The organism is Streptomyces cyaneofuscatus (assembly GCF_033109485.1).
In the GTDB taxonomy this organism is placed as follows: domain Bacteria; phylum Actinomycetota; class Actinomycetes; order Streptomycetales; family Streptomycetaceae; genus Streptomyces; species Streptomyces cyaneofuscatus.
In genome coordinates, this window is the sequence record NZ_CP137002.1 from 3,382,828 (window position 1) to 3,402,961 (window position 20,134).

Genomic DNA, 20,134 nt, shown 5'->3' on the forward strand with positions numbered 1-20,134 from the left:
CGTACGGCAGCATGCTCACGGACCCGGCGGTACCGCCCCCGTCCGCAGGCCCAGGCGGTCGTGCGGGTCCGCGATCTCCGTCGGGTGGGCGGCCAGCAGGCGGCCCGCCACCGGGAGGGGCATGCGGATCACCACCGGGGTCGGGAGGGTCAGGTCGCGTTGCGCCACCTGGGTGTTGGACGTGCGTACGCGGTCCGTCACGCGGGCCACCACCCGTACGTCCAGGGTGAATTGGATCAGGACCGAGGCGAATTTCGGCTTGTGCAGCGGCATCGAGCCCGCCGCGTTCGTTGCCGCGCCGGTGGCCGAGCCCGAGCCGCCCGTGTTGCCCATCAGCTGGTTGAGGCGGAACTCGTCGGCGTTGAGGACTCCGGCGCCCACGAGGCCTCGGGCCTGTCTGCTCTGTTCGGCCGCGCTCTGGCCGTCCGTCTGGGTGGGGCGAGAGGCGCCCAGGTCGCTCTGGGCCGCCGTTTCGAACGTCATCTTGTCTCCGGTTCCCAGGACCCGGCCCGCTCGTAGCCGTGCGTGCACCGAGGCCTGTAGGTCCTGGCCCTTCGCCCCGCTCGCGTGCACCGGGGGCAGCTCCGCGCCGGCGTTGGTGAGCAGGGGCAGGGCCGCGATCAGCCACTCGGTGGAGACCGCCTCGCCCAGCGTGTACGCGGCGGCCTGGCCCTTCTCGCGGAAGCGGTCGCCGCCGCCTGCCGCTCGTATCGTCGCGTTCACCAACTCCCTTACGCGTGCGGCACCCTGGAAGCCGTTCGCCTGGGCCTCCATCGGGAGCGGGACTCCGGCCGCACGCCATGTGCCCAGCCCCGCCTGGCCGCTGGTCGGGGCGCCCGGGGCGGGGCGTGGGGCGCGGCGTGGGGTGGTCACCCGGCGCAGGGCTGTCAGGTCGCTCTCCAGGATGCGGTGGACGAGTGACGTGCGGCCCGAGCCCGCCATCGCCAAGCGGCGTTCCCCCTGGTGGAGTTCGAGGCTCGCCACGATCGGCACCCGTACCTTCGCCGACTTCGCCGTCTTCGCCTCCGCCACCGTCTTCATGCCCAGCTGGCCGCGTGCCGCCCCGCCCCTGCGGCGTCCGGATCCCGACCCGAGGCCGAGGCCGGCCGCCCCGCCGACGCTCTTCAACTGGCCCACCCCGCCCTCCGGTTTGCCGGAGCCCGCGAGGATGCCCTCCACTCCGGTGCTCTCGCCCTCGTCGTGCGAGGTGGCCTCCTGGGCGGCCGCCGAGGTGATGTACTCCATGTCCCGGCCGTCGTCCGCCGCGCCCTCCCGGACTCCGTCGCCGCTGCGGACCACCTTGAACACCGCCCAGTACGGCGTCCTCCGGCCGTCCAGCAGCTCCACCGTGACCCCGCCGTCCATGGCGCTCGCCAGCAGGCCGGCCGAGCCGTCCCGGTCCAGGACCCGCAGTAGGCGCTGCACGTTGTCGTTACGGTCCCGGAGCTGCTGGCGGGGCAGGAGATCGTCGGCCAGGTCCTGGCGGCCGGTGGCCGCGAGATTGCCGCGCAGGCCGTCCAGCAGGGGGACGAAGTCCGGCAGGTCCTCGATCATGCCGAAGCCCAGCGGGAGGTCGCGGGAGAGTCCCGGGCCCGGGCGGGAAGCCCCACCACCGGTGGCGCCGACACCATCCCTCGCCGGGGTCTGCGTGCCGCCTCCCGAGCCCTCCGCCCGGCTGGTCGTGGGCCCGTTCTCCGGCCGCGGCCTCTCCAGCTTCAGCGCCTTCCGCGCCGACTCCGGCAGGTCCACCCCCGCCGACCGCAACTGCTCCGCCGTCAGCCACACCGCCGCCGCGCCCGGCAGGGTCCGGGCCGAGCCCGCCACGTACGGGCCGCCGCCCGTCACCTTGACCTCCGCCACCATCGTGACCAGCAGATCGCACCGGACCAGGTACAGCGGGGCCTTCTTCGGTGTGTGGGCGTTGCGCTCCACCGTTCCCGAGACCGTGGCCGCCTCCGTGTCGCCCGTACTCGTCGACCACGACGCCGACAGGCCCTCGCCCACCCGCCATTCCGGGCCGTTCTGTACGAGGGTGGCCCCGGCCTGGACCGTGGTGGAGGTGCCCTCCCCCTGCTGTACGCCCGCCTGGTGGCCGCCCAGGATGAACGTCTCCGTGCCGGGGCCCGACGCCTCGTGCACCAACTGGGGTGAGGAGAGAGCCAGTCGGGTGCCTACGGCTCCGTTCAAGGCCGCCAGGCGGCGCGGGTAGCGCAGGTTCTTCACCACCCAGCCCGACGATGCCGCCTGCCGCAGCGACGCCGTGATCGCTCGCGGGCTGAACCGCTCCTCCACCGCCAGCCTCGGCGCCAGACCTTCCGTCCCCAGCGCCTCGTCCCGGCGGCCCGCCTCGCCCCGCGCGGCGGCCCGGGACAGCAGCGCCAGGGCGAGGTCGCGCACCGGCTGCCCGTCGCCGATCGTCTCCACCAGCTGCCAGTCCCGTACCAGTTGACCGGCGGTCGGGTCGGGGGCAGGGGCCAGACCAGCCAGGTCGCCTATGCCCGCCGCGCCCGTCACCGGACGCTCCGGGCCGGGGGCCTGGTCGGCGCCCGCGTCCAGCCGCGCCTTCTCGTCCGGGCCGACGGTGAACTCGGACGGCGTCAGCAGCCGTACGTCCTGCTCCTCCATGTGCAGCCCGGACAGCAGCCTGGCCTCCGGCGCGTCCCGGCCCGGGCCTCCCGGGGTGACCGCACGGGCCAGCTTGCGCTGCCGCGAGGTCATGGTGACGTCCACGTTCAGCCGCAGCGCCGCCCCGAACGCGCTCGCCTTGTCGGAGCCGTTGGTGAGGACGTCGGTACGGGTCGTGGGGCCGGCCTGGTTACGGCGCGTGCCGGATCTCTGCCGCTCGTAACGGGCCTGGCCGGTCAGGACGCCCGGGATCAGCCGTGCCTGGGCCAGCACCATGCCGCCGATCGAGCGCGAACTGCTGCGGCCCGTCTGCGCGTTGGCCGACACCCCCGCATGAGCGCGTACCAACCAGTCGTCTATCTCACCCAGATGGTGCGCCTCGCCCATCGTTCCGTGCACCCGCAGCTGTACGTCGTGGGCGTGCATCGCGGTCTTGCGGCGCAGCCGGACCCGGATGCCCGTGGACAACAACTGGTCTTTGTTCACCCGCAGGTTGGCCTCGGAGAGGGCGGCCATCAGCTCGCGGTCGTTGGCGCGCTGCGCCTCGGCCTCCTCGCGGCTGAGGTCGGCGGGCGGAGGCGTGGCGCCGAAGGCGGGCAGGTAGCCGGTCAGTCGGGGGTCGGTGGCGAACAGCTCCCGTACGGCCTTCATCATGGGAGCCGTGTCAAGGCGGCCCAGCGTCACGCTCGAACCCGTCGCGCCGAAGGGCAGGTAGCGTTCCTCCGCCCCGGCCTCCGGCTGCTTGATGAACTCGCCCGCCTCCACCCCCGGCGGCAGCGGCAGCCCCAACTCCTGCGCCTCGTCCGCCCGCAAGCTGATCCAGACCCGCAGCGCGTGCGTGGCCACCCGTGCCTCCGGGCGCAGGATCGCCCGGACCGACCGGGGCCCTGTGCCCTCCACGGTGAACTGCACCGTCCCCCGGTACAGCACCTTCTCGCCCCGCACCTCCGCCCCCTGCCGGCTGGAGACGGTCTGCTCGTTCACGCTGAACCGGGCCTTGCGGGCCGCGGCCACCGGCATCGCCGTGGCCCGCACCACCGCCGCGTTGGCCGCGGCCCCGACACCGATCGCCGGGCCGATCCCGCCCGCGACGGAGCGTCCCTTGCCCGCCGACTCGGTGGCCGTGTGCTGCGCCTGCTGGTGGGTACGCAGCTGGGTCTTCCCGGTGCCCCACGCGGGGGTCAGTCCGGTGACGACGGCCCGCATGCGGTAACTGCCCGCGCTACTACCGTCCTTGGAGTACAGGTCGTCCCCGGTGACGCCGTCGCCGCCCAGCAGCCGGGGCAGGTCCTCCAGCACGGTCGGGGTGGCCGTCGCCTCGTACAGCCGGGAGCGGCCGGGGGCGCCGGGCGCGGTCACCGAGGGGTGCAGTACGGAGGCGACCGCGTCGAACAACCCGCCGCCGCCCTCGTGCGGCCCTGCGGTGTCGGAGACGGCGAGCGGGGCCAGCGAGTCCGCCAGTGCGACCCGCCGGGCCAGGTCGGCGTCCACCGGTCTCTCCTGCCCCCCGGTGCCGGAGGAGGGCAGGGGTTCGGTGCCCGCCGGGATCAGGTGCTCGGTGGGCACCCGCTGGGTGAGGCCTCCCGTCCCCCGGAAGACCTGCTCGTCCCCGCCCTCCTGGCGCCGTACCCGTACGACGTACACCACCCGGCGCGCCACCTCCACCGAGCCCGAGTCGCTGCGCAGCACGCGGGGTTCGGCCACCCCGCGCTGGGAGCGGGAGTCCCGCGAGGACTGCCAGGGCTGTACGCCCCCCGTCGCCGCGGCACCCAGCCACAGCCCGGGAGCGACCGGGGCGAGCCCGAACGCCGTGCCGCCCGCGCCCGTGCTGGAGGAGTTGCCGACCGTGCTGCTCGCGGTGGTCCCGCTGTTGTGCTGGACGTCGACCTTGGTGTCCTTGCCCTCGGCGTCGTCCACTGCGGCGAGCGGCGCGCCGCCCGGGTCCGGCGGGGCGATCGCGAGGGTGGCGGCCGGGTGGAACGTGGGCGGCCGGTCGTCGGGCGCGGGCTCGATGCTCACCGTGACGTCGAACCCGTCACCACCTGGTCCGCCTTGCCCTTCCCGTCCGCCCTGCCCCTCCCGTCCGCCCTGTCCTCTCTCCGCGCCCTCCACCGCGAACGCGCGCCCCCGGCCGAAGAACGACTCCGGGCGCCCGGCCAGTTCGGCCGCGATCCCCGCCACCGTGCCTCCGCCGTGCCCGACCACGGCCGCGACCGCGCTGCCCACGAACTCCTGCCCGGTCAGCCCGTACGCCGTCGAGAGCCCGCCCGCCTCCAACTCCATCAGGTACGGGGGCAGGACGAGCCCCTGTTCGGCGCGCTCGTCGATGGCGGGAAGCCGGTTCGCGGGGCGCTTCCCACGGCGCACCGCCCGCGCCGTGGCCTCGTTGCCCAGCGTCTGCTGCATACCCTGGAGGGAGCCGGGGCCGCCCCTGAGGGCCCCCCGCCCGGCCGGGCGGAGCACCGACATGCGGGCGGCCTCCCCGGCTTCTTGGGACGCCCCCCTCGCACGCGCGCTCGCGCCGTCGCTCCCTGACCCCCGCTGCTGCCTGCGCACAGCGTCAACGTAGCCAGCGGCCGAGCCCTCCACGCCCGATCCGAGGGCCTCGCGGCCATTCGCCGCCGACTCCACATCCGTACGTCAGCTGCCGTACATCCGAACGTCCGTGCCCAGACCGGTCGGCCTCACCCCAGCCCCTCCTCCACCAGCGCCGCCCACTGCGCCACCACCCGCGCGCGCCGGGCGGTGTCGTCGGTGAGGAGGTTGGCGAGGCCCAGGCCGCGTGCCATGTCCAGCAGCCCCTGGACCGTCTCGCGGGCGCCGGGGCGGGACTCGTCGGCGCCCAGGAGTTCGACGGCGATGCGGTGGGTCTCGCGGCCCACCCGCGCCTCCAGCTCCGTCACGCGCGGCCGCAACTGGTCCTCGTTCGACGCGGCGACCCACAGCTGGAGCGCGGCCCGGAACAGCGGGCCCGTGTACAGGTCCACCAGCGCCGCGACCACCTCCGCCCGCCCCTGCACGGGGAGCGCGCGCAGAGCGGCCGAGCGCTCCTCGGCCACGTACTCCACCGCCCCCGTGAACAGGTCCTCGCGGGTCGGGAAGTGGTGCTGGGCCGCGCCCCGCGAGACCCCGGCCCGCTCGGCGACGACGGAGACGGTGGAGCCCGCCCAGCCGTGTTCGGCCAGGCAGGCCACCGCCGCCTCCAGGAGCCGCTGCCGGGTCGCCCGGCTGCGGTCCTGCTTCGGCGCGTGCGCAGCCCGAGAAACGGAGGAGGAAGAGGTCACCGCACCCATGCCGGGTCCCGTCGTTCGAGGAAGGCCGTCATCCCCTCCCTCGCCTCGTCGGAGGCGAACAACGCGGCGGATCGGGCGATGAGGTCTTCGGCGTACTGGTCGAAGCTCCTCAGCACCGTAGCCGTGACCAGCTCCTTCGATGCGGCCAGCCCCTGCGGTGACGCCCGCCGCAGCCCGTCCAGGACCGGGGCGAGGGCCTTGTCCAGGTCCACATCACCGGCGGCCACCGTGATGAGCCCGATCCGCGCCGCCTCCGCCGCGTCGAACCGCTCCCCCGTGAGGTAGTAGCGGTTCGCCGCCGTACGGTCCACGCGCGGCAGCAGCGTCAGCGAGATGACCGCCGGGGCCAGCCCCAGCCGCGACTCCGTGAGCGCGAAGGACGACGCCTCGCCCGCCACCGCGATGTCGCACGCGGCCAGCAGGCCGAGGCCTCCGGCCCGGACATGCCCGTCGACCCGGGCCACCACCGGCTTCGGCAGCGCCACGATGTCCCGCATCAGGCCCACGAACGCCTCCGGGTCCGGCGGCGCCTTCAGATCCGCCCCCGCGCAGAACGTCGACCCGGTGTGGGCCAGCACCACCGCCCGTACGGTGTCGTCGGCGGCGCAGGCCGTCAAGGAATCCCGCAACTCCGCCACCAGCTGCGCCGAGAGCGCGTTGCGGTTGGCCGGGGAGTCCAGGGTCAGGGTGGCGATGCCCCGTTCCCGGGATGTGGCGATCAGCGTCACTGTTCCTCCGCCCGTGCGATCAGGGTCACTGTTCCTCCGTCTTCTCCGTCTTCTCCCGGTCGCGCAGCTCGCGCCGGAGGATCTTGCCGGACGCCGCCCGGGGTACGGCCCCGATGAACTCGGCCTGCCGCACCTTCTTGTACGGGGAGACCCGCTCGGCGACGTACGCCATCACGTCGTCCTCCGTCAGCCCCTCCGCCGCCGGGCCCCGGACCAGGAACGCCTTCGGGACCTCGTTGCCCTCGGCGTCGTACACCCCGATCACCGCCGCGTCCGCCACCTGCTCATGGGTCAGCAGCAGAGCCTCCAGCTCGGCGGGCGCCACCTGGTACCCCTTGTACTTGATCAGCTCCTTGACCCGGTCGACGACGTACAGCCAGCCGTCCTCGTCGGTCCGGCCGACGTCCCCCGTGTGCACCCACCCGTCCGCGTCGATCATGTCGGCGGTGGCGTCCGGGCGGCCCAGGTAGCCCTTCATCACCTGCGGCCCGCGGATCAGGATCTCGCCGTCGGTCCCCGGCTCCGCGTCCCGCGCCGGGTCCTCCAGCGACACGATCCGCATCTCGGTGTTGGGCAGCAGCTTGCCCACCGTGCCCGGCGGCGGCTGCTCCACGGAGAGCGGCACCACATGCGTCCCCGGCGACAGCTCCGTCATCCCGTACGCCTGCCGTACCAGCGGCAGCCCCAGCCGGGTCGAACACGCCTCCGCCAGCTCGGCGTCGAGCGGGGCGGCGGCGCTGACGATGTACCGCAGCGACGACAGGTCGTACTCCCCCACCAGCGGGTGCTTCGCCAGCGCCAGCACGATCGGCGGGGCCACGTACAGGCCGGTGATGCGGTGGGTCTGGATGGCCTCCAGGAACTGCGCCAGGTCGAAGCGGGGGAGGACGACGACGGTGGAGCCGCAGCGGAGGGGCGCGTTCATGAGGGCGGTGAGGCCGTAGATGTGGAAAAAGGGCAATACCGCGAGAATGCGGTCGCCCTCCCCCATCGGGATGAACGGTTTCAGCTGCTCCAGATTCGTCCCGATCGACCGGTGCGTCAGCATCACGCCCTTGGGCGTGCCCGTCGTGCCGGAGCTGTACGGGAGCGCCGCCACGTCCTCGCCGGGGTCGATGGCGACGGACGGTTCGGGGGCGGTGGAGGAGAGCATGTCCAGGATGGAGGTGTGGCCCTCCGAGGCCGGCGCCTGGTCGCAGACGTAGATCTCCTGGACGCCGCCGGTCAGTTCGGCCGCCCGGCGGGCCGTCTCCAGGAGCGGGGAGACGGTGACGATCCACTTCGCGCCGCTGTCGGCCAGTTGCTTGGCGAACTCCTCGGCCGTCGCGAGCGGGTGGACCGTCGTGACGGAGGCGCCGGCGCGGGTCGCGCCGTAGAAGACCGCCGGGTACGCGATGGTGTTCGGGCTGTGCAGGGCGAGCACATCGCCCTTCCTGAGCCCGGCCTCGGCAAGGGCGGCGGCGATCCGCCGGTGGAAGCCGTCGAGTTGGGCATACGTGAGGGACATGCCGTTCGTCCCGTCGATCAGGGCGACCGTGTCACCGAACCCGGCCGCCTCGCCGAGGACCGCTTCGTGGATGGGTACGTCGAGGGCCGGTACGTCTGTGTACTCGCTGCGGAACACCATGGCAGTCAACCCCTGTCGTCGCGGTGGCCCGCGCCGCCCGGGCGGGACGGACGCGGGGACGCCGTGCGGGTGTGGAGAGTCAGAATCGCCCCTGCGGGTGGGAAAGGGGGAGAGGTCGGACGGGCTTCCTTCCCTACGGGCTCCAGTACGACCTCTACGGGCTCCAGTACGACCCCTGCGGGCTCTAGTACGACTTCGGCAGGCCCAGGGACTGGTGCGAGACGTAGTTCAGGATCATCTCCCGGCTGACCGGCGCGATCCGGGCCACCCGGGACGCGGTGATCAGGGAGGCGAGCCCGTATTCGCGGGTCAGGCCGTTGCCGCCGAGGGTGTGCACCGCCTGGTCGACGGCCTTCACGCAGGCCTCGCCGGCCGCGTACTTCGCCATGTTCGCCGCCTCGCCCGCCCCGATGTCGTCGCCGTCGTCGTAGAGCCGGGCGGCCTTCTGCATCATCAGCCGCGACAGCTCCAGGTCGATGTGCGCGGTGGCGAGCGGGTGGGCAATGGCCTGGTGGGCGCCGATCGGGGCCTTCCAGACCTGACGCGTACGGGCGTACTCGACGGCCTTGCCGAGCGCGAACCGGCCCATCCCGATGCCGAACGCGGCCGTCATGATCCGCTCGGGGTTCAGCCCGGCGAAGAGCTGGAGCAGACCCGCGTCCTCGTCGCCGACCAGCGCGTCGGCGGGCAGCCGTACGTCGTCGAGGACCAGCTCGAACTGCTTCTCGGGGGCGTGGAGTTCCATGTCGATCTGGTTCCGGCCGAAGCCCTCGGCGTCGCGCGGGACGATGAAGAGGCAGGGCTTGAGCTTGCCGGACCGGGCGTCCTCCGTGCGGCCGACGATCAACGTGGCGTCGGCTATGTCCACACCCGACACGAAGACCTTGCGGCCGGTGAGGACCCAGTCGGCGTCCGGTCCCGTGCCGTCGCGGCGGGCGGTGGTGGTGATGCGGTGGGAGTTGGAGCCGGCGTCCGGTTCGGTGATCCCGAAGGCCATGGTGAGGGTGCCGTCGGCGAGGCCCGGCAGCCACTTCCGCTTCTGTTCGTCGGTGCCGAAGCGAGCGATGACCGTGCCGCAGATCGCGGGCGACACGATCATCATGAGGAGCGGTGAGCCGGCAGCCCCCAACTCCTCCAATACGATGGAGAGTTCGGCCATGCCGCCGCCCCCGCCTCCGTACTCCTCGGGCAGGTTCACCCCGAGGTAGCCGAGCTTCGCCGCCTCCGCCCACAGCTCGTCGGTGTGGGAGCCCTCGCGGATGACGGTGGTCATGTAGTCGCGCCCGTAGCGCTTTCCGAGGGCGGCGACGGCGGCGCGGAGCGCCTGGTGCTCTTCGGTTTCGAGGACGGCGGTACGGACGGTGCTCATGCGGTCTCCTCCGGTACGGATGCGGGTACGGGGGTGGCGTCCAGGTCCTCCTGGACCACGGCGAGCAGGGCACCCACCTCGACCTGGTCGCCGGGGGCGGCGTGCAGGGCGGTGAGGGTGCCGGAGGCGGGGGCGAGGATGCGGTGCTCCATCTTCATCGCCTCCAGCCAGATCAACGGCTGCCCCGCCTCGACCGCGGCCCCGGCCGTCAGGCCCTCCGCGAGGCGGACGACGGTGCCGGGCATGGGGGCGAGGAGGGAGCCGGGGTCGGTCTGGGTTGCGGGGTCGGTGAAGCGGGGCAGGGCGGTGAAGGTGTACGAGGCTCCGGCGGTGTCCACGTAGAGGCGGTCGCGGTCGCGCCTCAGATGGAAGTGCCGGGTCAAGCCGTCGAGTTCGAGGGTGACCCGGTCCGGGGTGGCGGTCAGGACCCGGATGCCGGGGGCGTCGTACGGTTCCGGGGTGCCGGTGCGCGGGGTGCGGTAGGCGATCTCGTGCTCGGTGCCGTCCGGTTCGCTGCGGTAGCGCTTGAGCTGGGGCTGCGAGGGGACGTTGCGCCAGGCGCCGAAGCGGGTCGGAGTGGGAGTGGGGGTGGGGCCTGGGGTGGTCGTGGCGCGTACGGCTTCCGCGAGGGCGGCGGCGAGCGCGGCGGTGGCGGGGTCACCGGCTCCGGGGGTGGTCAGGTCGGCCAGGTGCCGGTCGTAGAAGCCGGTGTCGAGGCGGGCCGCCACGAAGTCCGGGTGGCGCAACGACCGTACGAGCAAGGCACGGTTGGTGACCGGGCCGTGGATACGGGCGCGCTCCAGGGCTCCGGTAAGCAGCCGTACCGCCTCGGTGCGGGTCGGGGCGTGGGCGATGACCTTGGCGAGCATCGGGTCGTAGTGGACGCCGATGGTGTCGCCGCCGACGTATCCCGTGTCCAGGCGCAGGCCAGGCCCCTCCGGCACCTCCAGCGTGAGCAGTGCTCCGGTCTGCGGCTGCCAGTCACGCGCGGGGTCCTCGGCGTAGAGCCGGGCCTCGACGGCGTGGCCCGACGCCGACGGGGGCGCCGGGGCGGGCAGCGGCTCCCCCTCCGCCACCCGCAGTTGCAGCGCGACCAGGTCCACCCCGAACACGGCCTCCGTCACCGGGTGTTCGACCTGGAGGCGGGTGTTCATCTCCAGGAAGTACGGCCGCCCCTCCGCCGAGACCAGGAACTCCACGGTCCCCGCGCCCCGGTACCCGACCGCCCGCGCCGCCGCCACCGCCGCGTCGTGCAGCCGGGTGCGCAGGCCCTCCTCCAGGCCGGGCGCCGGGGCCTCCTCGATGACCTTCTGATGGCGGCGCTGGAGCGAGCAGTCCCGGGTTCCGAGCGCCCACACGGTGTCGTACGCGTCCGCCATGACCTGGACCTCGACGTGCCGGCCCCGCTCCACGTACGGCTCGGCGAACACCTCGCCGTCCCCGAAGGCGGACGCGGCTTCGGCAGCGGCGGCCAGCAACTCGCCCGGCAGGGACGCAAGTTCGCGGACGATGCGCATACCGCGACCGCCCCCGCCCGACGCGGCCTTCAGCAGCAACGGCAGGTCGGCGGCGCCCGCCGTCGCCGGGTCCACCGGGGCCAGCAGCGGCACCCCGGCCCCCGCCATCAGCTCCTTGGCCCGGGTCTTGGACGCCATCAGCTCGATGGCCTTGACCGGCGGGCCCACCCACGTCAGCCCCGCGTCCTGCACGGCGGCAGCGAACGCGGCGTTCTCGGAGAGGAAGCCGTAGCCGGGGTGCACGGCGTCCACCCCGGCGGCCAGCGCGGCGGCCACCACGAGGTCACCGCGCAGATAGGTGTCGGCGGGGGCGGAGCCCGGCAGGCGTACGGCGAGGTCGGCCTCGCGTACGTGGAGGGCGTCGGCGTCCGCGTCGGAGTACACGGCGACCGTGGTGATGCCCAGGTCACGGCAGGTGCGGAAGATCCGGCAGGCGATCTCGCCCCGGTTGGCGACGAGCAGCGTGGCAATGGTCATCTGGGCCTCACATCCGGAAGACGCCGAAGCCGCCACGGGCGCCCTCGACCGGTGCGGTGTGGATCGCGGACAGGCACATCCCGAGCACGGTCCGGGTGTCGCGCGGGTCGATCACCCCGTCGTCGTACAGCCGCCCGGACAGGAACATCGGCAGCGACTCCGCCTCGATCTGCTGCTCCACCATCGCGCGCAGCCCGGCGTCGGCCTCGTCGTCGTACGGCATCCCCTTCGCGGCGGCCGACGCGCGGGCCACGATGGAGAGGACCCCCGCGAGCTGCTGCGGCCCCATGACGGCGGACTTGCTGCTCGGCCAGGCGAAGAGGAAGCGCGGATCGTAGGCGCGCCCGCACATCCCGTAGTGCCCGGCCCCGTACGAGGCGCCCATGAGGACCGACAGATGCGGGACCCGGGAGTTGGCGACGGCGTTGATCATCATCGCGCCGTGCTTGATGATGCCGCCCTGCTCGTACTCCTTGCCGACCATGTAGCCGGTGGTGTTGTGGAGGAAGAGCAGCGGAATGTCCCGCTGATTGGCCAGTTGGATGAACTGGGCGGCCTTCTGCGACTCCTCGCTGAACAGCACGCCCTGCGCGTTGGCGAGGATCCCCACCGGATACCCGTGCAGCCGCGCCCACCCCGTGACCAGGCTCGTCCCGTACAGCGGCTTGAACGCGTCGAAGTCCGAGCCGTCGACCAGCCGGGCGATCACCTCGCGCGGGTCGAAGGGCACCTTCAGGTCGCCCGGCACGATCCCGAGCAGCTCGTCCTCGTCGTACTTCGGCGGCTCGGCGGGGCCCGGATCGGCGTACGCCTTGCGCCAGTTGAAGCGGGCGACGATGCGCCGGGCCTGCCGGATCGCGTCCTGCTCGTCGACGGCGAAGTGGTCGGCGAGGCCCGACGTACGGGCGTGCATCTCGGCCCCGCCGAGGGACTCGTCGTCGCTCTCCTCGCCGGTCGCCATCTTCACCAGGGGCGGTCCGCCGAGGAAGACCTTGGACCGTTCCCGGATCATCACGGCGTGGTCGGACATCCCGGGGACGTACGCGCCTCCGGCGGTCGAGTTGCCGAACACCACGGCCACGGTGGGGATTCCGGCCGCCGAGAGCCGGGTGATGTCCCGGAAGAGCGCCCCGCCCGGGATGAAGATCTCCTTCTGGGAGGGCAGATCGGCGCCGCCCGACTCGACCAGGCTGATGCACGGGAGCCGGTTGGCGAAGGCGATCTCGTTGGCGCGCAGGGCCTTCTTCAGCGTCCACGGGTTCGAGGCCCCGCCGCGTACGGTCGGGTCGTTGGCGGTGATCAGGCACTCGACGCCCTCCACCACCCCGATGCCCGTGATGAGCGAGGCGCCCACCGCGTAGTCGCTGCCCCAGGCGGCCAGCGGCGACAGCTCCAGGAACGGGGTGTCGGGGTCGACCAGCAGCTCGATCCGCTCCCGCGCCGGGAGCTTGCCGCGCCCCCGGTGCCGGGCCACGTACTTCTCGCCGCCGCCCACGAGCGCCTTGGCGTGCTCGGCCTCCAGCTCGGTGAGCTTGGCGAGCAGGGTGGCTCGATTCGCCGCGTATTCGGGGCTGCTGGTGTCGAGCCCGGTGGGCAGGACGGTCATACGGACACCTCCGGTCCATCGATGCCTTCGAGCAGGGCCACGGGGATCGGCAGCCGACGCGACCGAAGCCACTCCCCCACCGCCTTGGCCTGCGGGTCGAACCGGGCCTGCGCGGCGACGCCCTCCCCGAGGAGGCCGTGGACGGTGAAGTTCAGGGCGCGCAGGTTGGGCAGGACATGGCGTACGACGGTCAGTTCGGCGGTCTCCGGGAGGAGTTGGCGGAACCGCTCGACGGTCAGCTCGTGGGCCAGCCACCGCCAGGCGTCGTCATCGCGCACCCAGACACCCACGTTGGCGTCGCCCCCCTTGTCACCGCTGCGGGCGCCCGCGATGAGCCCGAGGGGGGCGTTGCGGGTGGGGCCGGAGGGGTACGGGGCGGGGAGCGGCGGTTCGTCGACGTCCGCCAACTCGCGCGTCATCGAAGGGTGTTCTGCGATCTCCCGGCGGCCGTCCGGCAGTACGGCTGTGTGCTCGACCTCCCCGGCCGGTACGTGGACCGCCTCGAAGACCCCGTAAGGCGCGCCCTTTCCGGGTGGGGCGGTGACGTGGAAGCCCGGGTAGCTGCCGAGGGCCAGTTCGACGGCGGCCCCGGAGACGGCCCGGCCCACCGCTTCGGCGTCCTGGTCGCGGACGACGAGCCGGAGCAGGGCGCTGGCCCGCTCCTCGGTGTCGGCGTCGGGGTGGTCGGTGCGGGCCAGCTCCCAGCGGACATCTGCGGGCGGGCGGGCGCCGCCCCGCTCCAGCGCGTCGGCGAACTGCTCCTTCACGAGCACCGCCTTGGCCTCGATGCCCAGGCCCGTGAGGACGAACACCACCTCGTTGCGCCAACCGCCGATCCGGGTGAGCCCGGCCTTGAGCGTGGGCGGCGGGGCCTCGCCGCGTACCCCGTCGATACGGACCCGGTCCGGGCCGTCGGGCGTGAGCCGTACGGTGTCGAGGCGGGCGGTGACGTCGGGGCCGGCGTACCGGGCTCCCCCGGTCTCGTACAGGAGCTGGGCGGTGACCGTCCCGAGGTCGACGACGCCCCCCGTACCGTCGTGCTTGGTGATCACGGAGGACCCGTCGGCGCGTATCTCGGCGAGGGGGAAGCCGGGGCGGCGCACGTCGTGCTCCCCGAAGAAGGCGTAGTTCCCGCCGGTCGCCTGCGTACCGCACTCCAGCACATGCCCGGCGACCACGGCCCCCGCGAGCGCGTCCAGGTCGTCCGGGCCCCAGCCGAAGTGGGCGGCGGCCGGGCCGGTGACGAGGGCCGCGTCGGTGACCCGGCCGGTGACGACGATGTCGGCCCCGGCCCGCAGGCAGGCGGCGATCCCGGCGCCGCCGAGGTAGGCGTTGGCGGTGAGGAAGCCGTCGGGCACGGGCAGGCTGTCGCCCTCGACGTGGGCGACGGCGACCGGGACCCCGACCTTGGCTGCCAACTTCCTTACTGCGTCGGCCAGTCCGGCGGGGTTGAGGCCGCCGGCGTTGGTGACGATCTTCACCCCACGCTCGTGGGCGAGGCCGAGGCCTTCTTCGAGCTGGCGCAGGAAGGTGGTGGCGTACCCCTTCTCGGGGTCCTTGAGGCGGCTGCGGCCGAGGATGAGCATGGTCAGCTCGGCGAGGTAGTCGCCGGTGAGGACGTCGAGGGGGCCGCCGGTGAGCATCTCGCGGACGGCGTCGAAGCGGTCGCCGTAGAAGCCGGAGGCGTTGCCGATGCGGAGGGGGGCGGGGGCGTCGTTCATCGGAGCCCGTCCCGCTCCGCGCGCGGCAGGCGGCCCGGTCCGGGGGGCCCGGCGAAGGCCTGGGCGATGGAGAGCCACTGGTCGGCCTCGCGCCCCTCGGCGGTGACGGCGAGGTCGGTGCGGTGGGCGCGCTGGGTGACCAGGAGGCAGAAGTCGAGGAGCGGGCCGGTGACGCGCTGGGCGGCACCCTCGGGGCCGTACGCGATCAACTCACCTTCCGGTGTGTGCAGTTCGACGCGGAACTCCTCGCTGGGCGCGGTGATGCCCCGTACCGCGTAGGCGTAGTTCCGGGCCCGTACGCCGATCCGCGCGACGTGCCGCAGCCGGGCGGTGGGGCTCCGGGTGGCCCCGAGGGCGTCGGCGATGTCCTGGCCGTGGGCCCAGGTCTCCATGAGCCGGGCGGTCGCCATGGACGCGACGCTCATCGGCGGCCCGTACCAGGGGATCCGGGTCCCGGCGGGGGCGTCCCGCAGCACCTTGTCGAGCCGCTGCCGCCCGTCCCGCCACCGGGAGAGCAGGGCATCCGGGGCGTGGGCGGCGACCAGGGCCTCGGCGGCCTGGTCGACGAAGGCCTCGGGGGCGGCAAGCGCCTTGGCCACCTCGTCGCCGAACCGGTCCGGCTCGGTGGCCGCCAGCAGCGCGACCTCGTCGGTCCAGGCGAGGTGGGCGATCTGGTGGGCGACGGTCCAGCCCTCGGCGGGGGTCGGGCCACGCCATCGGTCCGGCTCCAACGTGCTTACCAGCGCGTCGAGTTCGTCGCTCTCCTCGCGCAGATCGTCGACCACCGCTGCGACATCGGACACGTGCGCTCCCCTCGGGACCGGGTGTGGTGCCCAGGAGCATGGCAGCGGACCAGGAAACAATCAAGCACGCTTGCATGATTTTCTGCCCCGACGGCCACCACCGAGGGCGGCTTGAGGACTCCCCGGGGGCTTCCGGAACCCTCGGGGGGTGTCAGCGCCCCGCCGGCTCCGGGAAGGCCGCCATCGCCACGTCGACCATCCGCTCCAGCGCTTCCCGCCCCACCCCGTCGCAGGCCTGCTGGTTCATCCCCTGGACGACGGCCGCGTAGAAGACGGCCAGACCCTCGGCGTCGGTGCCGTCGGGCAGCAGGCCCGCGTCGATGTCGGTCTGGACGCGGGCGGCGAACAGGGCCTTGGTCGCTTCCCGCATCGCCCGCAGTTCGCTCTTCACGTCGTCGGAGCCGGGGCCCCCGTTGGTCGCGGCGGTGATGACGAGGCAGCCCGGCGGGTGGCTCGGGTCGGTGTAGTCGGCGGCCATGCGCTTGAGCGCGCGAGCGAGGGCGGTCCGGGCGTCCGGACCCTCCAGCGACACGGAGCCGTAGGTGCGGGAGTACAACTCCACGGCTTCGGAGAACAGTTGGCGCTTGTCCCCGAACGCGGCGTAGAGGCTGGGCGGGTTGATCCCCATCGCCTTGGTGAGCGAGGAGACCGACGTGGACTCGTACCCGTACGTCCAGAACTCCCGCAGCGCGACAGCGAGGGCGGCGTCCCGGTCGAAGGCGCGGCGGGGGCGGCGGGCCCGGGGCGCAGGCGGGGGCTGGGGTCGGGCGGGGGTCGGGTCGCTGCTCACCCCACCACTCTACGCCAGCTGTAGCGATCGCTAAGGGAGCGGTGCTACGGTCCGGGATGCGGCCAGCTTTAGCGATCGCTACAGCAGCCGCACTCACCGGCCATGCCACCCGACCCCCACCCACCAGGGACCCCGCCATGACGAGCACCCACGAAACCGCCCCGCCCTCCACCACGCCCCTCGCCGCACCCCTCGCCCGCACCGTGCGCGGCTCCGGCCCCGGGCTGCTGCTCGCGCACGGGGCCGGAGGCGGGATCGAGGCCAACTACGGCCCGATCCTGGACGGCCTCGCCGCCCGGCACACCGTCGTCGGGGTCGACTACCCGGGGGCCGGCGACTCGCCCCGCTCCCTCACCCCGCTGGACGTCGACGCTCTGGCGGACGAGCTGGTGGCGGCGGCCGATGCGGAGGGGGTCGGGCGGTTCGCCGTCAGCGGGTACTCCCTGGGCGGCCCGGTCGCGATCCGGGTCGCCGCCCGCCATCCGGAGCGGGTCGACGCGCTGGTGCTGAGCGCGACGTTCGCGTACGCCGACACGCGGACGGACCTGGTCGCCTCGGTGTGGCGGCAGCTCCTGGCGGCGGACGACCCGCGCCTGCTCGGCGAGTTCGTCCAGCTGATGGCCCTGGGCGAAGGAGCCCTCAACACCCTCACGCCCGACGAGGTACGGGCCGCCGCCGAGCTGATCACGGCGACCGTGCCGCCGGGGACCGGCGATCAGGTGGAGCTGGTCCGGCGGATCGACGTACGGGAGGATCTCGCCGCGATCACCGTGCCCGCCCTGGTGATCGTCACGACGGCCGACCCGCTCGTCTCGCCCACCCTGCAACGCGCCCTGGCCGCCGGGCTGCCCGGATCCGAGACGGCCGAACTCCCCACGGGCCACCTGCCGTTCGCCGAACGCCCGCAGGAGTGGCTGGCGCTGATCACCGGCTTTCTGGCACGCCACCGGGAGGGCAGGGTGGCCTAAGCCCCCCGACGCATCCTCCGGCGGACCAACGGGAGCGCTCAGTCCCCCGACGGACCCTCCGACGCCCCCCTCACCCCGGCCGCGTCCAGCGCCGGGGCGAGGAGGGCGAAGGCCCGGTCCGTCAGGGCGGCAGGGTCCTCGGCGCCGCCGCTGTCGCTCCAGCGCCGCAGCACGGTGTCGAAGGCGGCGAGGGCGGCACCGGCGGCGAGACGGGGGTAGAGGTCCGCCTCCGGGTCGAGTCCCTGGCGGCGGGCCGCCTCCGCCGCGAGGTCGTCGCGCCACTGCCCCTGGCGCTCCAGGAAGCGGGCGCGCAGGGCGGGGGTGCGCAGGATCAGCTGGACGACGCGCAGGGCCCGGCCGGAGTGGTCGACGCCGTCGGCGCAGGCCGCCATGGCGACCCAGACGGCGTGCCGGAGCGCCACGGAGGGGGGCTCGTCGGCGGGGCGGGCGGCGAGCTCGGCACACATGCCGGTGCCCATGTCGGCCAGGAACTGGACGACCACGTCCTCCTTGGACGCGAAGTAGCGGAAGAACGTCCGCTTGGAGACTCCGGCGGTGGCCACGATCTCGTCGACGGTGACCGCGTCGAACCCCTCCACCGCCATCAACTGGAGTGCCGCTTCGGTCAGTTCGGTCGAGACGAGCTGACGTTTGCGCTCGGCCATGGTCACTTCGGGGCGGGGGCTCACGCCGACCATCGTAGCGCCATGTCACTGTCGACACCTAGTGCCACTCTGATACCGAGTAACTCCTTGACACTTGATGCCACTCGCGACAACGTATGCCGCATGACTGAGAACCCCACGCCGAAGCAGCCCTGGACCGTCGAGCGGATCCCCGACCAGAGCCGCGTCGCGGTCGTCACCGGGGCCAACAGCGGCCTCGGCCTGGCGACCGCGCGTGCTCTCGCCCGCCGGGGCGGGCGCGTGGTCCTCGCCGTACGCGACAAGGAGAAGGGCCGCCGGGCCGTCGCGGACATCGCCGCCGGGCAGCCGGGCGCGAAGCTGGAGGTGAGGCGGCTGGACCTGGCCGACCTCGAATCCGTACGGGAGTTCTCCGACGCCCTGCACGCCGACCGCCCCCGGCTGGACCTGCTGGTCAACAACGCCGGGGTGATGGCGCCGCCGCGCTCGTCCGGCGCGCAGGGGCACGAGTTGCAGTTCGCCGCCAACCACCTCGGCCACTTCGCGCTCACCGGGTTACTGCTGGACCTGCTGGAGCAGGGGCAGGACCCCCGTGTCACCACGGTGACCTCGGTCAACCACCGTAAGGCGCGCCTCGACTTCGACAACCTGAACGGCGAACGCGGCTACAGGCCGATGGTCTTCTACGACCGGTCCAAGCTGGCCAACGCCGTGTTCGGGCACGAGCTGCACCGACGGCTGACGGCGTCCGGCAGTCCGGTCCGCAGTGTGCTCGCGCACCCCGGCTACACCGCGACCCGTCTCCAGACGAGCGCGCCGACGGGCCTGGTGAAGCTGCTGTTCGGCCGCGTCCTGCTCCCCCTCGCCCAGCGCCCCGAGGCCGGCGCGCTCCCGCAGCTGTACGCGGCGACCGCCCCGGGCGTACGCGGCGGCGAGCTCATCGGCCCGGACGGCCGCGGGGAGCTGCGCGGCGGCCCGACCCGGGTGCCGCTCGCCCCGGCGGCCGCCGATGCGGAGACCGGGCGGCGGCTGTGGGAGGTGTCGGAGGAGCTGACCGATGTCCGCTTCCCGTTCCCGGCACCGGCGTGAGGCCTGAGGGCCGGGGCCGGGACCGGGGGCCGGGGGCCGGGGGGACGTGTCCGATTCCCGTGCCCGCCGCCCGCCCGATACCGGCCGCCGCTGCTAACCTCCGCCGATGACTGCCGAACCGCACCTGGTGAACCCGCACTTCGACGGCGACCGGCTCGTCCTGGAGGAGCGCCACGACGGCGGATCTCTCCGCTACGCCTTCCCCGATACGACGACACCGCCCCCGGGCCCGCTGCACGCGCTCTCGCTGGACGAGGCCCTGCACGCGCGCCTCTGGCCGGCCGGCACGGCGGAGGCCGTCCTGCGGGCGTGGGCGGAAGGGTCCGGCCCGTGCGGGGCGGTGGAGGTCCCGGTGCACGATCCGGCCGCCGTCCCTCCCGTACGGGTCCGGGCCGGGGCGATCGTGATCCGCGACGGGCACATGCTGCTCATCCACTTCCGGGAACCGGACGAGGGCGGCCCGCACTTCGAGATCCCGGGCGGCGGGGTGGAGCCGGGCGAGACGCCCGAGGAGGCCGCCGTACGGGAGCTCCGCGAGGAGACCGGTCTCCACGGGAGCGTCGGGCGCGAGGTGGCGCGGGTCTGGAAGGAGGGCCGGCACGAGCACTACTTCCTCATGGCGGCCGAGGGACACCTCGGGGCCCCCGAGACGCTGGACACCTACGGCGGCGCCCCCGTCTGGATCCCCGTGGCGGAGCTGCCCACCACCCCGCTGTGGCCGCGCCGGCTGTCCTGGCGGATCGAGCACTGGCACCGGACGGGGTGGCCCGCACACCCGGCCGAGCTGGCCGACTCCATCACCGACCTCCAGGCGCACTGCACCTGGTGACCCCACGCTGGAATCTCCCGCCCCTCCGTCGGACGGGCGGTATTTTGC

The 20,134-nt window shown here is 73.6% G+C and carries 14 protein-coding genes; 3 read left to right on the forward strand and 11 right to left on the reverse strand.

The features are described 5' to 3' along the window. Positions 1-15 precede the first annotated feature (15 nt). The 10 genes from R2B67_RS14635 to R2B67_RS14680 form a co-directional block, all read right to left on the reverse strand. Positions 16-5,031 carry a hypothetical protein gene (locus R2B67_RS14635; RefSeq protein ID WP_317818370.1) on the reverse strand — a complete coding sequence of 1,672 codons (5,016 nt, stop codon included), beginning with the start codon at positions 5,029-5,031 and terminating at the stop codon, positions 16-18. Positions 5,032-5,309: 278 nt separating this feature from the next. Next, the gene (locus R2B67_RS14640) at positions 5,310-5,918 is read right to left on the reverse strand and encodes a TetR/AcrR family transcriptional regulator (RefSeq protein ID WP_237327307.1); all 609 of its coding nucleotides are present in this window, start codon (positions 5,916-5,918) and stop codon (positions 5,310-5,312) included. Continuing rightward, entirely contained in the window at positions 5,906-6,646 is a 741-nt protein-coding gene (locus tag R2B67_RS14645; RefSeq protein WP_317818379.1) for an enoyl-CoA hydratase family protein, read from the reverse strand. Before R2B67_RS14645 ends, R2B67_RS14640 begins: the two co-directional genes overlap by 13 nt. Before the next feature lie 25 nt (positions 6,647-6,671). Next, complete coding sequence (locus R2B67_RS14650) at positions 6,672-8,273, reverse strand: 4-coumarate--CoA ligase family protein (protein WP_317818383.1); 1,602 nt, start codon at positions 8,271-8,273, stop codon at positions 6,672-6,674. 184 nt (positions 8,274-8,457) lie between these two features. Beyond that, positions 8,458-9,642 carry an acyl-CoA dehydrogenase family protein gene (locus R2B67_RS14655; RefSeq protein ID WP_317818385.1) on the reverse strand — a complete coding sequence of 395 codons (1,185 nt, stop codon included), beginning with the start codon at positions 9,640-9,642 and terminating at the stop codon, positions 8,458-8,460. Further along, complete coding sequence (locus tag R2B67_RS14660; RefSeq protein WP_317818387.1) at positions 9,639-11,636, reverse strand: ATP-binding protein; 1,998 nt, start codon at positions 11,634-11,636, stop codon at positions 9,639-9,641. The genes R2B67_RS14655 and R2B67_RS14660 overlap by 4 nt, the downstream gene beginning before the upstream one ends. Positions 11,637-11,643: 7 nt before the next feature. Then, positions 11,644-13,242, reverse strand: a complete 1,599-nt coding sequence (locus R2B67_RS14665) for an acyl-CoA carboxylase subunit beta (protein WP_317818388.1) — start codon at positions 13,240-13,242, stop codon at positions 11,644-11,646. Beyond that, on the reverse strand, positions 13,239-14,963 hold the full coding sequence (locus R2B67_RS14670) for an acyclic terpene utilization AtuA family protein (RefSeq protein WP_317818390.1): 1,725 nt from the start codon (positions 14,961-14,963) through the stop codon (positions 13,239-13,241). The genes R2B67_RS14665 and R2B67_RS14670 overlap by 4 nt, the downstream gene beginning before the upstream one ends. Further along, on the reverse strand, positions 14,960-15,766 hold the full coding sequence (locus tag R2B67_RS14675; protein WP_317818391.1) for a TIGR03084 family metal-binding protein: 807 nt from the start codon (positions 15,764-15,766) through the stop codon (positions 14,960-14,962). Before R2B67_RS14675 ends, R2B67_RS14670 begins: the two co-directional genes overlap by 4 nt. A gap of 151 nt (positions 15,767-15,917) precedes the next feature. Next, entirely contained in the window at positions 15,918-16,556 is a 639-nt protein-coding gene (locus R2B67_RS14680; protein ID WP_317818392.1) for a TetR/AcrR family transcriptional regulator, read from the reverse strand. A gap of 137 nt (positions 16,557-16,693) precedes the next feature. Here R2B67_RS14680 and R2B67_RS14685 point away from each other — a divergent pair, with 137 nt between their 5' ends. After that, a complete protein-coding gene (locus R2B67_RS14685; RefSeq protein WP_317818394.1) occupies positions 16,694-17,524 on the forward strand; it encodes an alpha/beta fold hydrolase in 831 nt (276 codons plus the stop codon). Positions 17,525-17,562: 38 nt separating this feature from the next. On the opposite strand, the gene R2B67_RS14690 is transcribed toward R2B67_RS14685, so the two are convergent. Further along, positions 17,563-18,222, reverse strand: coding sequence for an acyl-CoA-like ligand-binding transcription factor (locus tag R2B67_RS14690; protein ID WP_317818396.1), 660 nt, complete (start codon positions 18,220-18,222; stop codon positions 17,563-17,565). A 90-nt stretch (positions 18,223-18,312) separates the two neighbouring features. On the opposite strand from R2B67_RS14690, the gene R2B67_RS14695 reads away from it, so the two are divergent. After that, positions 18,313-19,257 carry an oxidoreductase gene (locus tag R2B67_RS14695; RefSeq protein ID WP_317818397.1) on the forward strand — a complete coding sequence of 315 codons (945 nt, stop codon included), beginning with the start codon at positions 18,313-18,315 and terminating at the stop codon, positions 19,255-19,257. Between the two features lie 106 nt (positions 19,258-19,363). After that, the gene (locus R2B67_RS14700) at positions 19,364-20,086 is read left to right on the forward strand and encodes an NUDIX domain-containing protein (protein WP_317818398.1); all 723 of its coding nucleotides are present in this window, start codon (positions 19,364-19,366) and stop codon (positions 20,084-20,086) included. Positions 20,087-20,134: the final 48 nt, after the last annotated feature.